Origin of the sequence: Streptomyces sp. SM11 (genome assembly GCF_002910905.1) — a bacterium.
Classification (GTDB): Bacteria; Actinomycetota; Actinomycetes; order Streptomycetales; family Streptomycetaceae; genus Streptomyces.
This window is the reverse complement of sequence record NZ_NEUE01000305.1, coordinates 1-14,077: the sequence shown is the minus strand read 5'-3', so window position 1 is coordinate 14,077 and position 14,077 is coordinate 1. Positions and strand designations below refer to the sequence as shown.

Sequence of the window (14,077 nt, the reverse complement as noted above, 5' to 3'; positions counted from 1 at the left end):
GGCATCCTAGGATGTCCTTTCCTACCACCAGCGACATGTCGTCAAGGGTCACCGAGGGAATCGCCAGGTTCCCTCAGTGACCTCTGACGACATGTCGCTGGTGGTAATCTATGGAAGTCAGGGAAAAGCCCAGGTCAGGGGACGCAAGTGCCAAGACAGCACGGCCGAGAGCTGGTCAACACCGCGACCGGCGAGGTCCATGAGCTGTGGGAGCCCGGAGGAGACAGCGGCCAGCGGCGGACCTACAGCCTCGGGGGCAGGCACGGCCAGTTCTCATTCGAACGCGTACTCGCCATGCTGAGTGGCGACTCAGGCATCACAGGAGACGCCTTCCGCGTGTTCTTCTACTGCGGGGTCATGACGTACAAGCAGGGTGGTGCCACTGCCAAGGAGGCGGCGGAGCACCTCGGGCTGACCCCGCAGGCGACGAGAAGGATCGCCAAAGAGCTCGCCGAGAACAAGATCTTCCTGGTCGCCGACCGCATCGGCAGGACGATCAAGTACAAGGCGAGCCCGCACATCGTGTCCAGCCTCAGCGGCGTGGAGCAGTCCGAGGAAGCCTCCGCGTATCATCTTCCGACTCTGCCGGGCCGTCGCACCGGCGCGAAGCGAAGGGCGTGACCATGCCAGCTACCAGCGAGTACCCCGAGCTCGAAGCTCTGCAGTCGCGCATAAGTGAACTGTCCCACCTGAAGCAGAACGTCATCATGACGTACGCGATCCTGGGCGGCCTGGAGCGCAGCGTCGAACGTACGGCGGCCGCCATCGCCAGCCTCATGGGCGTACCCGCCCCCCACTTCAGCCGTGCCCGCCGCGAACTGGAAGCCGAGCACTGGGTCGAGCGCACACACAGCGAGGGCCAGGTGAAGTTCTACCGTCTCGGCGAGAGGGCCACGGGCCGAAAGGTGGTCGTGCCGCTGCGGAGCCGGCCGACCGCGTGAGCTGAACCGAACGACCGGCGGGACCGGGCCTCCGGGACTCGTGCTGCCTGCCCGGACACACGAGTCCGGGTGCGCCCGTTTCTCGGTCACGCCGAGCGGTCCGTGGTACGCGTCGCCCCCGTGCCGAGGGCGGTGGCGGCCCGCACCGAGCGAGGCCGGCGAGGTCCGGCTGCCGGACCGTCAGGGCCGCCGTGGGCACCCGGGCCTGATGCCGGCCGCCGCGGCGACCCCGCGGTGGGATCGCCGCGGCGGCCGGCACCACGTGGGCGCCTCGCCGCGCGAGTTCCTCCGCCGCGTGCGGTCCGATGCCGGAGCTCTCGCCGGCGACCACGCGGTGGTGCCGTTCCCGGTCCGGGATGCCGGCTGTGCCCCGCGTTCCCGGGTGCTCGTCCGTCGCGCCCTCTCCAGTGGGTCGCGTCAGCGGCCCTGGGCCAGTGCGCCGCGGTAGCCGTCGGCGACGATTCGCCGGGCGGAGTGCTCGTAGTACTCGCCGTCCTCGGGCAGCTGTGTGGCGAGGCCGCTGACGTAGCGGTTGTACATGCAGAACGCCGCGGCGATCAGAACGGTGTCGTGCAGGGCGGTGTCGTCCGCGCCCTCGGCGCGGGCTGCGGCGACCGCCTCGTCGGAGACCGGGCGCGCGGCGTGCTGGACCTCGGCGGCGACGGCCAGCAGCGCGCGCAGCCGGCCGTCGACCGGCGCGGTGGCGGGGTCCGCCAGGACCGCTTCGACCAGCTTCTGTCCCCCCGGCAGCTGCGCGGCAGCGAAGGCTCCGTGCGAGGCGGAGCAGAACTCGGTGGAGTTGAGCCGCGAGACGTACGCGGCGATGAGTTCACGCTCTCCCGGGCTGAGCGGGGACGGTGCTCGCAGCAGCGCGTTCGCCAGGTCGCTCAGCGGTTCGGCGGTATCGGGACGGTGCGCCATCAGGCCGCTGATTCCGGGAAGGTCGTTGTCGAGTGCGATGTGGGACACGGCTGTTCCTTTCGGGAAGACGGGAGCGGAACGGCGGATCAGGGCCATTCGACGTCGCTGACGGCGCAGATCCGGGCGAAGGGCCATTCCACGTCCTCTCCTCCCGTTGCGGCGTGACCGAAGGCGGAGGCGGTGGTGAAGAGGGTGACGAGTCCGAACGTGCCGATGAGGAGGGACAGTCGGGCAACGTGAAGTGCGGTACCCATGCGAGCTCCTAGCGAGGGCGGCGTGAGCGCGGGACGATGAGACCTCGTGATGCCAGGAAGCTAGTGAATCGGAATCGCAGTGGCAACGATATGCCAGACTTTGGCAACTTGCCTGGGTATCAGTCGGACTGTCGGTCGAGTGTGGAGACGGAGCGGCCGACTCCCGTGACCAGTCCGCTGAGCAGCAACGTCTGCTCGGCGAGGGTCGGGGCAGCCAGCATGTCGCGGACCGGAAGCGCGACGCCGAGCTCGCGGTCGATCCTGCGCACCAGCCGGGTGATCAGCAGAGCGTCCCCGCCGTGCTCGAAGAAGTCGGCGCCCTCCGAAGGGTCCGGGAAGCCGAGGAGTTCGCCCCATTCCCGCACCAGCATCCTGCGGATCTCACCGGTGGTGACGGTGCGCCGAGGAGTGGCCCGCCGGGCGGAGAGCAGCCTCGACGCGTGCACCAGCGCCACCTGGTCGCCAAGGTTGCGTCGCGACAGCTCGCGCAGCGAAACGGTGACGCCGAACCTCTCGGTGATTCTGCGCGCCAGCCGGGTGATCAGCAGGGCGTCCCCGCCGCGCGCGAAGAAGTCCGAATGCTCGGTCAGGTCCGAGCGGCCGAGGAGCTCGCTCCACATTCTGATCATGAACTCCCGTACGTCACCGGGCCGGCCTTCGTCGCTCTCGCGGCTCCACGCCGCGCCGGGCCCCGCAGGCCGGTTCCCGCCGGTGACGGCAGAGCGGTCACTGGCCATGGTCGCCACCTCCGTGGTGAGTACGTTTCGGCCGCATCGGACGCATGTCACGGTACGGGAGCACATGCCGTGTGGCAATAATTTTCCAACGATGGGGCAAATCGACTTGCCAGTTGACCCCGAGGGATGGAGAAGATGTACAGGTCCCCCAGGTCGATGGGTTTGCCGAGCTGCACACGCCCGGCATACTCTCTGGCACTATCGGAACGAATAGCGTGGCAGACCACGGGGACAGGATCGGTCCCGGAATCCTCGTCATCCATCCATTCGTTGGGGTGTGCACGTGTTGGAGCAGCCATCTTTCGGCCGTCGTCTGAGGCAGCTGAGGACCGAGCGGGGCCTGTCCCAGGCCGCGCTCGCCGGGGAGGGCATGTCCACCGGATACCTCTCGCGCCTGGAGTCGGGCGCGCGGCAGCCGACGGACCGTGCCGTTGCTCATCTGGCCGGACAACTCGGTATCAGCCCCTCGGAGTTCGAAGGATCCCGGACCACTTCGCTCGCCCAGATCCTGTCTCTCGCCACGTCCCTGGATTCCGACGAGACCAGTGAGCTGCTCGCCGACGCGGTGCGCAGCGCGTACGGCCAGGACCCGATGCTCCGTTGGCAGGCCCTGTGGCTTCTCGGGCAGTGGAAGCGTCGGCACGGCGACTCGACCGGGGAACGCGACTACCTCGAACAGCTGGTGACTCTGAGCGAGGAGCTCGGCCTGGCCGAGCTGAGGGCGCGGGCCCTGACACAGTTCGCCCGGTCCCTGCGTGTGCTGGGCGAGATCATGCCGGCGATGGAGGCGGCCGGTGCCGCCCACCGGCTCACGGTGGACCACTCGCTGTCCAGCCAGGACCGGGCAGCGACTCTGCTGGTCCTGGTGTCGGTGGAGGCCGAGGTGGGCCGGATGCCCGACGCCCGGCGCCACGCCGACGAACTGACCGTCCTGGTCAAGGGCAGGTCCGACACCCTCTGGGCCGAAGCTCTGTGGACCGCGGGCGCGTTGAAGGTCCGCCAGGGCGAGTTCGCCGCGGCGCAGGTCCTCTTCCAGGAGGCGCTGGACGGTTTCGACAGCCGCGAGAACCTCACGATCTGGCTGCGGCTGCGCATCGCGATGGCCGAACTCCACCTGCAGAAGACGCCCCCCGATTCCGACGCCGCGCAGCGCTGCATCGAGGCGGCCGAGACGGCTCTCCCCTTCGCCCGTACACCTACGCTCGAACAGTCCCTCAGCGCGTTGCGGGCCCGCCTCGCCTTCCACGAAGGCCGGTTCGCGGACGCTCGCGCGTTGCTGGAGAGGCTCGGCCGGACCGAGCTCCGGCTGCCCTACCAGAGCCGTATCCGCCTGGAGGTTCTCGGCCATCAGCTGCGCATCCTGAGCGGCGAGGAGGACGAGGGCCTGGCGGGGCTCCAGCGCCTGGCCGAGCAGGCGCAGGAGAACTCCAACATCAACCTCGCCGCGGAGATCTGGCGGATCGCGGCGGAGTGCCTCATGCGGGCACGTGGGAAAGTGCGGGACGGCGCCAACGGCTGACGCCGCTCGCGGTAGCGGTGGCACGGTCATGGTTGCCCGCCCCCGGTCCTGCGCATTCGTATACACGCGTACCTCTTGCTCTGGATGCTGTTTTGCCGAAATCGTCGAAGGGCGTGGCAATAACTTGCCAGCATGTGAGAAACGTGCTGGTATGCAAGCCGGACACGCCTTCTCCGACTTCAGGCGGCCAACATGGCGACCATCGGACTGATCGGTGAGATTTCCTGTAGATGCTCGTGCGTTGCGGGAATGATGAGTTGTCGCCCTGTTGTCAATAGTTTGCCAACAGGTCCCGAGGTGTGGGAAGCGCCCTTTGTCCACTTCCGGGGCAGATCTGACCGGGGACGTGAGCAGACCACCGACTGCCGCGCCCCGGACGCCTGCCGGCGCGTACGGAGCGAGTGCCAGGTGCGAGGCTGCCGTGTGCTCCCGCTGACCGGCGCAGCGGCCCCGGAGATATCGGGTTCCAACAAGACGAAGGCCGAGGCTCTGCCGTGAACCACGAGATGTCCCAGCGAGCCCTGGTGGAGGCGGCGGCCGATGGCCTGCGCCTGTTGGCCGACGACGCGCGGTGTCGGACCACGTTCGCCGCCCCCTCCTCGGCGCTGCGGGACATGTTCTCCCCCGCCGCCCGGCGCTACGTGCTCGCCCCCGACCGGGCCGGATTCTTCGAACAGTCCGCACGGTTACGCTCCAAGGGCTACCGGGTGAGCGTCGAGTTCGCCGGCCCCGACCAGGGAGCCGCCGACGTCGCCCGTGCCGAGGGCGTGGTCGAGGAGTACCTGGGGCTGCTCGCCCACGAGCCCGCCCCCGACCGGATCGGTCTGGATCTCTCCCGGACCGGACTCGCCCACTCGGCCGAGGCCGCCCTGCGCAACACCGGCCGGATCACGGCGGCCGGAGCGCTCCGGGGAAGCGAGGTCGTACTGGGCGCTGACGGCTCCGGAGACGTCGACACCGCCCTGGCCGTCCACGACGCGTTGGCCGACCAGTACGACAACCTGGGCATCACTCTTCAGGCACATCTGCACCGCACCGTGGACGACGCTCTGACGGTGGCGCGGCCGGGCCGCACCGTGCGCCTGGTGAAGGGCACGTCTCCCGAACCGCCCGGCGTCGCCCTGGCACGGGGCCCGGCACTCGACGACCGCTATCTCGACCTCGCGGAGCTCCTCGTGGACAAGGGGGTCGAGTTGAGCCTGGCCACACAGGACGCGGAGGTGCTCGCCGCGGCGCAGGAGCGCGGGCTGCTGGAACACGTCCAGGACATCGAGATGCTGTACGGCGTCCAGCCGGAAACGCTGCGACGCCACCGCGTGGCGGGTCGCCCGTGCCGTATCCATGCGATCTACGGCATGAACTGGTGGCTTCCCCTGATGCGCCGGCTGGCCGACAACCCGCCGATGGTGCTCAGTGCCCTGGCCGACATCGGCCGGGACCGGGGGCCCGCAGGAGCCCCCGCCCACCAGCTGTACTGAGCGTACGAGCGGCCCGCGGCCCGGCCCCGGGTGCCGGGCCGGAGCGCGGCTCAGTTCCCGGTGGCCGCGAACTGGCCGGGCCTGCGGCCCTGACCCGCCGGTCCCCGGTAGGCCTGCGCGATGTCCAGCCAGCGGTCCGTCTGCTTCCCCGAAGCCGTCAGGGCGAGATCGTCACGGTGGCGGCGCCGGGTCACCAGCAGGCAGAGGTCGTGCGCGGAGCCGGTGATCGTCTCGGTGGCGTCCGCGGGGCCGACCGTCCACGACTCCCCGGAGGGCGCGGTGAGCTCGAAGCGGAACGGTTCGGCTGGCGGGGTCAGACCGTGGGACTCGTAGCCGAAGTCACGGGTCAGCCATGCGAAGTCGACGATGTCGCGCAGGCGCTCGGTGGGCGGCCGGTGGATCCCCAAGGCGTCGGCGATGTCCTGGCCGTGGGCGAACACCTCCATGATCCCCGCGCAGCCCAGGACGACGGGCGGCAGCGGATTGACGAGCCACGGGACGACCTGGCCGGCGGGGACAGCGGTGAGAGCCTGGACCGAGGCCTCGCCGAGGGACCGGAAACGGGCGAGCATCTGCTGGGGCGGGAAGCTGTTGAACTGCTTGAGGGCCGCGTTCACCGCCCCGTCGAAGTTCCCGGCCGCGGCGGCGGTGACGGCCTTGAACTCCTCCGGCGCGGCTGCGGCGGTTCTGGCCAGATTGAAGACGAAGGTGAGGTGCGCCATCTGGTCGGTGATCGTCCAGCCGGGCGCGGGGGTCGCGGTGTCCCAAGCGTCGTCATCGATCTTCTCGACCAGCTGCGCGAGCTCCGCGATCTCGGTGGACAGGTGCTTGAGGACATCGTCGAGCGTGTTCATTTCTCTCTCCTTCACACAGGTGTTCCGTGGTCGGGCAGGGACTGTCGTGAACGATCCGCCGGCTTGACGGGCAAGACGGGCAAGACGGGCTTGACGGGCTTGACGGGCTTGACGGGCCGACCGGCGCGAGGTGTCGCTACGCGGCCCGCGCCAGGGGGATGCCGCCTGAGGCCGCGTACGGCGCGAGCGCCGCGGCCAGGGCCTCGGGGATCAGGGTCGGGACGGTCGCGGTGTTGGGGCCGCGCATGCAGGCGATCCGCTGCCGCCCCCGCGCTACCAGCGTCTCTCCGCCGCTTTTGGTCAGCTGTACGTAGTCGAAGGTGAACTCCAGCTGGGTCTGCCGCAGTTCCGAGAGCCTCATCCTGATCGACAGCTCGTCGAAGGCAGTGATCTCGGCGAAGAACTCGCAGTCCACCTTGAGGGTGAAGAGCTTGAGGTCGTCCTGCACCTCGGCGAGGACCGAGGGCGCCTTCTCCTTGAGGAAGAGCTCGCGGCAACGGCCCTGCCACCGGAGGTAGTTCACGTAGTAGACGTTGCCGACGAGGTTGGTCTCCTCGAAGCCGACGGTGTGGCTGTACTCGAAGTAGTCAGAAGTCGTCACGGTCATCGGTCTGTGCCCTCCATGGTCGTCGCAGGTTTATCGGGACCGGCCTTCGCGGTGGGTTGTGTGAAACAACCCACTGCCCGCGAGCGGCTCCGGGGCCGGCCGCACGCCGCCGGAGGGAAGCGTGGACGCGGGCGCCCGGGGTCAGCCGCGCGCCGACGGCAGCAGCGGCAGAACGTTCTTGCGGCCGCTTGCCGAGCCGTCGGGGGCCGGGGCGCCGTAGGTGACGGAGACCCCCCGGCGCTGCGCGGCCCGCACGATCCCCGGCATCGCGCGCTCGGCGAGCGCGGCGATGGTCATGGCGGGGTTGACCGTCAACGCGCCGGGGACGGCAGATCCGTCGGTGACGAAGATTCCCGGATGGTCGCGGAGCTCGTTGCTGTCGTCCAGCGCGGAGGTGTACGGGTCGTCGCCCATCCGGCAGGAGGAGAGCGGGTGGACGGTGTAGGCGCCGACCAGGTCGTTGGTCCACGGCATGACCTCGGCCAGGCCGTCCTTCTCCAGGATCTCCTTGACCTCGGCGTCGGAGGCGGCCCAGGCACCCAGGGTGTTCTTCGTCGGCTCGTACCGGAGGTTGCCCCGGCCGAGCATCTGCTGGGAGATGCGGTGGGCGTTGCCCGTCGCCGGCGGCGGGCCGAAGACACCTTCGTTGTCGTCCTCGATCATGGTGAAGATCGTGAGCCAGGAGACCCATTGCTTCAGGATCTCCTTCTTCTCCTTGCCGAACCAGGACGGCCCGGTGGCACCGGGCACCTGCGCGAGGATCGTGCCGAGGCCCGGCGGGAAGTAGAGCTGTTCCAGGGAGTAGCGGGAGTACTCGGGCAGTGAGCCGTCCAGCTTGTCCCAGCTGGCCACGGTGGGGCCCTTGCCGATCTGGTTGGCGGCGTAGGCCAGCCCGTCGCCACGTTCCAGGCCGAACAGCTCGGCCGCCTTGGCCTCGTTGATGATGGCCGTGTTGAGCCGCTCGCCGTTGCCGGAGAAGTAGCGGCCGACCGCCCGGGGCATCGTGCCCAGGTGCGCCTCGCTGCGCTGCAGGATGACCGGAGTCGCGCCGGCGCCGGCCGCCATGACCACGATCTTCGCGTCGATGACGCCGCTGCCCGCCTGGAGGCGGTAGTCATCGTCGTGTACCACGTTGTAGTGCACCCGGTAAGAGCCCTCGGGCGTGCGCGAGAGGTGCTGCACCTCGTGCAGGGGCCGGATGCGGGCGCCGTGCGCGATGGCGGCGGGCAGATAGTTGACCAGCAGGGACTGTTTGGCCTCGAAGCGGCAGCCGGCCATCATCCAGTTGCAGTTCACGCACTTGGTGTTGTCTATGGCGACGGCGAGTGGGTTGGCGGTGCGACCGGAGTGGTCGCAGGCCGCGGCCCACAGGCCCCCGGCGTAGCTGACGTCGTTCCAGTCCTGCCGGGTGATGGAGAGGGACTCCTCGACGCGGTCGTACCAGGGGTCGAGAGTGTCGCGGCTCACCGTTGCCGGCCACATCCTGCGCCCGATGGACCCCTGCCGGTCGAAGACGAAGCGGGGGGCGCGGGGCATTGCGGCGAAGTAGACGACGCTGCCGCCGCCCACGCAGTTCCCACCGAGGATGCTCATGCCGTCCCCGACCGTGAAGTCGAACGCCCGCGTGTAGGAGGAGCCGAGCTTGTAGTCGTGCTCGAACTCCTCGCTCTCCAGCCACGGCCCGCGCTCCAGGACGGTGACGTCGGCGCCCCCTGCCGCCAGGTGGTAGGCGGCGATGGCGCCGCCGAAACCGCTGCCGATGACCAGAACGTCCGTGCGCTCGGCCGTGGTGCTCATGCGGGGCTCCCGGTGGACGTGGTGTCGGGGTGGAGCCGGGCGAACTTCCGGCCGTAGCTGTAGTCCTCGAACCGCCACAGTCCGTCGTCGTCCGGCTGGGTGAGGCCCATGGCGCTCAGCCCGGGATGGCCCTCGGCCATCGCCTGCGCCGTGTTGAGGTGCGCGGCCGAGTCGAAAGCCATGTTGCAGAAGAGGGCGAGCAGCACCCAGAACTCCTTCTCCGGGTGGCCCGGCTTCGTCAGCCGTTGGATCAGGGCGGCCCGGTGCGGATACTCCAGTGCAACGAAGGGCGGCACGGCCGGGTCCAGGGCCAGGCCGTGCTCCGCGGCGTAGGTCTGCGCGTGCTCGTTCACCAGGCGCACCAGGTCGTCCAGGCCGTCGTGGATTCCGGTCGCGTCCCATTGCAGGAGGTCCAGGGCCCCCGCCTGTACGGCGCCGCCGCCAGTGGACGCACCCGCGATGGCACGGTCGTCGGCGAAGCGCTTCTCCCCCGGCACGATCGTGTCGGCGTAGGCCTCCAGGGTCATGGTCCGGAGTCCGCCGTCCGGCGCCCCTCGCTCATTGTCGTCGCGCAACTCGCTCTCCATTCTCACGGTCCGGAGTGGGATGCCTTGCGGCGTGTAGAAACTAGGTTCGTTCGGCTAGTTCAAGCAACTAGCCAAAGTGGAGGCGACCTTGAAACCGACTCCCCGGAGTTGCCGCGAAGCGGCCGCTGGATTACGCGCTCGGGCCGACAGGTCACTAGCCTCATCGAACGGATGTCTTCATCACCTGCACGTGGAAATGCTTCCGCACGAGCACGGCATGCGGAAGCGAGCCCTGTTCTCCTGCCTTGGGGAAAACGTGAAAAGTGACTCTGCCCGGCGCGCCGTGGAGCGCTCACCGAGTGTCGTACCGATCGATGAACTCATTCCTGCCGACTCCCCGCGTCTGAACGGCATAGACCGGTCCCATGTACAGCGACTCGCGACCGTCTACGCGTCGTTGCCCCCTGTGCTCGTCCACCGGCCGACCATGCGGGTCGTCGACGGCATGCACCGCATCAGCGCGGCTCTGCTGAAGGGGCTGGACACCATCGAGGTCACGTTCTTCGAGGGTGCCGAGGAGCAGGTGTTCCTGCGGTCCGTCGCGGCGAACATCACCAACGGACTGCCGCTGTCGGTGGCCGACCGCAAGACCGCCGCGGCACGCATCCTGTCCTCGCACCCGACCCTCTCCGACCGTGCGGTCGCCGCGCACGTGGGGCTCGACGCCAAGACCGTCGCCGGCGTGCGGACGTGTTCAGCCGCGGGTTCTCCGCTGCTGAACGTGCGCACCGGGACGGACGGCCGTGTCCACCCCCTCGACCGTACCGCCGAGCGTCTGCACGCCGCAGCGCTGTTGACCCAGGACCCCGCCCTCCCGCTGCGCTCCGTCGTCGAGCAGACCGGGCTTTCGCTGGGCACAGCGCACGATGTCCGCCGCCGGCTGCTGCGCGGTGAGGACCCGGTTCCGCAGAGCCGGCAGAGCGCGAGCGCGATGCTGGATCCCGGGCCCGCCCGGCAGAAGCCGCAGACGGCCGGAGCGCCGGTCCGGCCGGGGGTCCGCCCGGGCCGAACGGTGCCATCCGCCGTGGCCGGCGGGCCGCCGTCGGTCTCCCCCCGGTCCAGGGCCCCGCTGGAGGCGCTGCGCAAGCTCTCCAACGATCCTTCCCTGCGCCACTCGGACCAGGGTCGCGAGCTCATGCGCTGGCTGCACAACCGGTTCGTCGTGGACGAGGCGTGGCGCCGGCGGGCGGACGCGGTCCCGGCTCACTGCGTCGACTCGATGGCGGAGCTGGCGCAGCACTGTTCGGACGCCTGGCGCCGGTTCGCCGAGGAGATGGTCCGGCGTCGGCACACCGCCACGGCGGATGCCCCGGAGATCCGTACCGCGCAGGCCACGCGCCGTTGACGGCCTACTTCGACCTACTTCTACAGGAGACAGGGTGACCACGAACACCATCGAGGACGCGGTTCGTCGGGTCGTGGAGTACATGCACATCAACCTCGGTCAGAACCTCACGATCGACGACATGGCGCGTACGGCGATGTTCAGTAAGTTCCATTTCACCCGCATCTTCCGCGAGGTTACCGGCACCTCTCCCGGACGTTTCCTGTCCGCCTTACGGATTCAGGAAGCGAAACGACTTCTGGTGCATACTGCACTTAGTGTGGCCGACATCAGTAGTCAGGTCGGTTACAGCAGCGTCGGCACTTTCAGTTCGCGGTTCAAGGCCTGTGTCGGACTCGCGCCGAGTGTCTACCGGGACTTCGGCGGCGTGCAGCCGGGATTTCCCTCGACCGCGACACGCATTACTCCCGTCGCCCAGAGCCTCTCGCTGCGCGGACGCATACATTCCGCTCCCGGCGACAAGCCTGAGAGCGTCTTCGTGGGGCTGTTCCCCAGCCGTATACGCCAGGGCCGGCCGGTGCGCTGGGTCACTCTGGAAGGCTCCGGAGCCTTCGAGCTCCGGGACGTGCCCACGGGCACCTGGCATGTTCTTGCGCACTCCGTCCCCTACACCCAGCAGCCGCACTCCTTCGGTTCCGAACTCCTCCTCGGACAGAGCGGACCGCTCGCCGTGCACCCCGGTGCGCTGCTGCGACCGGTGGACATCCTCCTGCGCCAGGTCGACGCGCTCGACCCGCCGGTCCTGCTGGCCCACTTCGGACCGTAGGACCGGACGGAGCCGCACGCGGCGTGCCGACGCCCCGTCCCCGTTGTCCTTCTCGCGTTGCTGCGACCGGGCCGCTGAGCTCCGGGCCCGGCACGTCGGGCCCGGCGAACACGCCCTCCGAGGCTGCGGCCGGCAGCTGAAGCGGGCCGTGTTCCTCTCCGCCTTCGCCCTCATGAACGCCGATTCCGCCCCCGGACCTGCTACGACAGGCAGGCACCCAGGGGCGCCCCACCGACGTCACCGCTCACCTGACCGGGTGGACCGTCATCGGCAGTCCACCGCGCATACGCAGCGAGAGCATGGGCTCGGCCACCGCCCGGTGGCCGCCGACGGTGCGCAGGTCGAGATCGCGGGTGACCAGGGCGGTGACGAACACGGCCTCCATCATCCCGAGGTTGCTGCCGACGCAGAAGCGGGGCCCCCCGCCGAACGGGATGTACGCGTACCGAGGGCGGTCGGCGACCTGCCGGGGATCGAAGCGCTCGGGATCGAAGCGCTCGGGATCCTCCCACAGCCGTGGATGGCGATGCATGATGTACGGGCAGATCAGCACGTCCGACTTGGCCGTGACCGTGTAGCCGCCGACCACATCGCCCCGTTGAGCGACCCTGGGCAGGATCCACACCGGCGGGAACAGCCGCATCGCCTCCTGCACCACCATGGTCGTGTACGTCAGCCGATGCAGGTGCTCCGGTCCGGGGACACCCTCGCCGAGTACGGCGCGGGCCTCTTCGCGGACCCGGGCACGGACCTCGGGGTGCCGCTCGATCAGGTGCAGGGTCCAGCCGAGGGTGCTGGCCGTGGTCTCGTGACCCGCGAGCAGCAGGGTGACCAGCTCCTCGCGCAGCCGCCGGCGGTGCTGCGCGGGTTTCCCGCGCCGCCGGTCGGCCGCGCTGATGATCCGGGAGAGCGCGTCGTCGTCCGGCTCACCGCCGGCCATCCTGGCGCGGCGGTCGGCCACCAGCAGATCGGCCACCCGGTAGAGCTCGCGGCGGGCCCGCCGGAATCGGGCCTGCGGAGGCAGCGGGAGCCAGCCGGGCACCGTCCCCTGACTGACCATCTCCAGCATGGCCTGGTCCTGGACCGCCTCGAAGGAGTGCGCGAGCGACTCGTGCGCGGTGAGGTCCGATTCGAGGAGGGTGCGGCCCAGTACACCGAGGGTGAGGCCGGTGACCTCCTGGACCACGTCCACGGGCCCGCCCCCCTCGTGGCCGCGGAGCAGGGCGACCAGCTTCGCGGCCTCCTCGGCCACGGCGGACGCCTGCCGGTTGATGCGGCCCGGCTTGAACGCGGGCTGCACCGTCCTGCGCTGCCCGCGCCATGTCTCGCCTTCGCTGGTGAGCAGCCCGTCGCCCAGCACCCGGCGCGACTCCACCAGGCCGATGCCCTTGTGGTAGTTGTCGCTGTTGTCGGCCAGGACGTGCTTGGCGTAGTCGGGGCGGTTGAAGATGTACAGCTTCTTGGGCCCCAGGGAGACGCGGACGGCGTCCCCCAGGTCGGCCGCGTCCTTCATCATGCCGAGGCGGTCGGTCACGAGCTTCCTCAGCAGTCCCGGCAACGCCCGGAGCGGCGGGCCGGGCGGGTCGATCCTCATGCCGCCCTGCCTTCGCCCGGGTCCTGTGCGAACCGGCGGAAGCGGCCGCCCGAGTACAGCATGCTCTCGCGGACCGGCCAGCGCGTCGCCGCGAGTACTTCGCCGAGGAAGATCGTGTGGTCACCGCCCTCGTAGACCCGGCGCTTCTCGCACTCCAGATGCGCCACCGCACCGGCGATCAGCGGCGTGCCGGTCCTTTCGCCGAGCAGCCAGTCCACGGAGTCGAACTGGTCCGCGCCCGGGGGGCGCGACCGGTCCGCGAAGTGCTGGGCCGCCTTCTCCTGCCCGGCCTCCAGCACCGATACGGCGAACGTGTCCAGGGCGGCGAGACGTTGGTGCATGACGGCGTCCCTGCTGACACAGACCAGCACCAGCGGCGGTGAGAGCGAGACGGACGTGAACGAGTTGGCCGTCATGCCCCGGGGCTCGCTCCCGCCGACGGTCACCACGGTGACGCCGGTGGGGAACGTTCCGAACACACCCCGTAGCTGTGCCCGGTCGTTCAGATCCACGGGCTCCGCGGGCGGAGCGGTGATCGGACTCATGTGTGCCTCCCTGCCGGTGGCCGGCACCCCGGCCCGATGGGTGTGCCGACGTGTTGGGGATCGGTGAGGAACCGGGTTCCGGCGCGGCCGACGAGAGCAGCTTCCTCGACCTCATCCCCTCCGGCTGGCTGT

Annotated in this window: 15 protein-coding genes and 1 pseudogene; 7 read left to right on the top strand and 9 right to left on the bottom strand. The window is 69.6% G+C overall.

Features of this window, described 5'->3' with window-relative positions; translation table 11 throughout:
* The first annotated feature begins 147 nt into the window (after window positions 1-147).
* Together B9S58_RS35585 and B9S58_RS35580 are read left to right on the top strand one after the other, a co-directional pair.
* On the top strand, window positions 148-621 hold the full coding sequence (locus tag B9S58_RS35585) for a helix-turn-helix domain-containing protein (RefSeq protein WP_103535989.1): 474 nt from the start codon (window positions 148-150) through the stop codon (window positions 619-621).
* Window positions 622-623: 2 nt separating this feature from the next.
* On the top strand, window positions 624-941 hold the full coding sequence (locus tag B9S58_RS35580; RefSeq protein ID WP_258045227.1) for a hypothetical protein: 318 nt from the start codon (window positions 624-626) through the stop codon (window positions 939-941).
* A gap of 417 nt (window positions 942-1,358) precedes the next feature.
* On the opposite strand, the gene B9S58_RS35575 is transcribed toward B9S58_RS35580, so the two are convergent.
* The 3 genes from B9S58_RS35575 to B9S58_RS35570 all read right to left on the bottom strand — a co-directional run bounded on the left by B9S58_RS35575 (window position 1,359) and on the right by B9S58_RS35570 (window position 2,853).
* Window positions 1,359-1,910: a carboxymuconolactone decarboxylase family protein gene (locus B9S58_RS35575; RefSeq protein ID WP_103535987.1), complete on the bottom strand. Its 552-nt coding sequence runs from the start codon at window positions 1,908-1,910 to the stop codon at window positions 1,359-1,361.
* Between the two features lie 38 nt (window positions 1,911-1,948).
* Window positions 1,949-2,116, bottom strand: a complete 168-nt coding sequence (locus B9S58_RS38350; protein WP_181009564.1) for a hypothetical protein — start codon at window positions 2,114-2,116, stop codon at window positions 1,949-1,951.
* A gap of 119 nt (window positions 2,117-2,235) precedes the next feature.
* Entirely contained in the window at window positions 2,236-2,853 is a 618-nt protein-coding gene (locus tag B9S58_RS35570; protein WP_181009563.1) for an acyl carrier protein, read from the bottom strand.
* 283 nt (window positions 2,854-3,136) lie between these two features.
* Between B9S58_RS35570 and B9S58_RS35565 the strand changes: the two genes are divergently transcribed.
* Window positions 3,137-4,372, top strand: a complete 1,236-nt coding sequence (locus B9S58_RS35565; RefSeq protein WP_103536027.1) for a helix-turn-helix domain-containing protein — start codon at window positions 3,137-3,139, stop codon at window positions 4,370-4,372.
* Window positions 4,373-4,866: 494 nt separating this feature from the next.
* Window positions 4,867-5,850, top strand: coding sequence for a proline dehydrogenase (locus tag B9S58_RS35560; protein ID WP_103535985.1), 984 nt, complete (start codon window positions 4,867-4,869; stop codon window positions 5,848-5,850).
* Between the two features lie 50 nt (window positions 5,851-5,900).
* On the opposite strand, the gene B9S58_RS35555 is transcribed toward B9S58_RS35560, so the two are convergent.
* From B9S58_RS35555 to B9S58_RS35540, 4 genes are all read right to left on the bottom strand, one after another.
* Window positions 5,901-6,704 carry a TIGR03084 family metal-binding protein gene (locus B9S58_RS35555; protein WP_103535984.1) on the bottom strand — a complete coding sequence of 268 codons (804 nt, stop codon included), beginning with the start codon at window positions 6,702-6,704 and terminating at the stop codon, window positions 5,901-5,903.
* A gap of 136 nt (window positions 6,705-6,840) precedes the next feature.
* Window positions 6,841-7,311 carry a thioesterase family protein gene (locus B9S58_RS35550; RefSeq protein WP_103535983.1) on the bottom strand — a complete coding sequence of 157 codons (471 nt, stop codon included), beginning with the start codon at window positions 7,309-7,311 and terminating at the stop codon, window positions 6,841-6,843.
* Between the two features lie 141 nt (window positions 7,312-7,452).
* Complete coding sequence (locus B9S58_RS35545) at window positions 7,453-9,108, bottom strand: FAD-dependent oxidoreductase (protein ID WP_103535982.1); 1,656 nt, start codon at window positions 9,106-9,108, stop codon at window positions 7,453-7,455.
* Window positions 9,105-9,695, bottom strand: coding sequence for a DUF5987 family protein (locus B9S58_RS35540; protein ID WP_103535981.1), 591 nt, complete (start codon window positions 9,693-9,695; stop codon window positions 9,105-9,107). Before B9S58_RS35540 ends, B9S58_RS35545 begins: the two co-directional genes overlap by 4 nt.
* A 256-nt stretch (window positions 9,696-9,951) precedes the next feature.
* Between B9S58_RS35540 and B9S58_RS37365 the strand changes: the two genes are divergently transcribed.
* The 3 genes and pseudogenes from B9S58_RS37365 to B9S58_RS35530 all read left to right on the top strand — a co-directional run.
* Entirely contained in the window at window positions 9,952-11,040 is a 1,089-nt protein-coding gene (locus B9S58_RS37365; protein WP_258045225.1) for a transcriptional regulator, read from the top strand.
* A gap of 82 nt (window positions 11,041-11,122) precedes the next feature.
* Window positions 11,123-11,806 (top strand): helix-turn-helix transcriptional regulator, encoded by a 684-nt coding sequence (locus B9S58_RS37360; protein WP_258045224.1) that lies wholly within the window; start codon window positions 11,123-11,125, stop codon window positions 11,804-11,806.
* A gap of 103 nt (window positions 11,807-11,909) precedes the next feature.
* Window positions 11,910-12,052, top strand: a pseudogene (locus tag B9S58_RS35530) (IS110 family transposase); the annotation flags it as partial.
* Here the strand turns inward: B9S58_RS35530 and B9S58_RS35525 are convergent.
* A complete protein-coding gene (locus B9S58_RS35525; RefSeq protein WP_103535980.1) occupies window positions 12,051-13,400 on the bottom strand; it encodes a cytochrome P450 in 1,350 nt (449 codons plus the stop codon). The pseudogene B9S58_RS35530 and the gene B9S58_RS35525 overlap by 2 nt on opposite strands.
* On the bottom strand, window positions 13,397-13,945 hold the full coding sequence (sgcE6, locus tag B9S58_RS35520; protein WP_103535979.1) for an NADH-dependent FAD reductase SgcE6: 549 nt from the start codon (window positions 13,943-13,945) through the stop codon (window positions 13,397-13,399). Before sgcE6 ends, B9S58_RS35525 begins: the two co-directional genes overlap by 4 nt.
* Between the last annotated feature and the right edge of the window lie 132 nt (window positions 13,946-14,077).

Excerpts from the sequence above, each read along its gene's own strand:
- B9S58_RS35580 (WP_258045227.1), top strand. The coding sequence starts at position 624 with ATGCCAGCTACCAGCGAGTACCCCGAGCTCGAAGCTCTGCAGTCGCGC.
- B9S58_RS38350 (WP_181009564.1), bottom strand. The coding sequence starts at position 2,116 with ATGGGTACCGCACTTCACGTTGCCCGACTGTCCCTCCTCATCGGCACG.
- B9S58_RS35570 (WP_181009563.1), bottom strand. The coding sequence starts at position 2,853 with ATGGCCAGTGACCGCTCTGCCGTCACCGGCGGGAACCGGCCTGCGGGG.
- B9S58_RS35555 (WP_103535984.1), bottom strand. The coding sequence starts at position 6,704 with ATGAACACGCTCGACGATGTCCTCAAGCACCTGTCCACCGAGATCGCG.
- B9S58_RS35550 (WP_103535983.1), bottom strand. The coding sequence starts at position 7,311 with ATGACCGTGACGACTTCTGACTACTTCGAGTACAGCCACACCGTCGGC.
- B9S58_RS35545 (WP_103535982.1), bottom strand. The coding sequence starts at position 9,108 with ATGAGCACCACGGCCGAGCGCACGGACGTTCTGGTCATCGGCAGCGGT.
- B9S58_RS35540 (WP_103535981.1), bottom strand. The coding sequence starts at position 9,695 with ATGGAGAGCGAGTTGCGCGACGACAATGAGCGAGGGGCGCCGGACGGC.
- B9S58_RS37360 (WP_258045224.1), top strand. The coding sequence starts at position 11,123 with ATGCACATCAACCTCGGTCAGAACCTCACGATCGACGACATGGCGCGT.
- B9S58_RS35525 (WP_103535980.1), bottom strand. The coding sequence starts at position 13,400 with ATGAGGATCGACCCGCCCGGCCCGCCGCTCCGGGCGTTGCCGGGACTG.
- sgcE6 (WP_103535979.1), bottom strand. The coding sequence starts at position 13,945 with ATGAGTCCGATCACCGCTCCGCCCGCGGAGCCCGTGGATCTGAACGAC.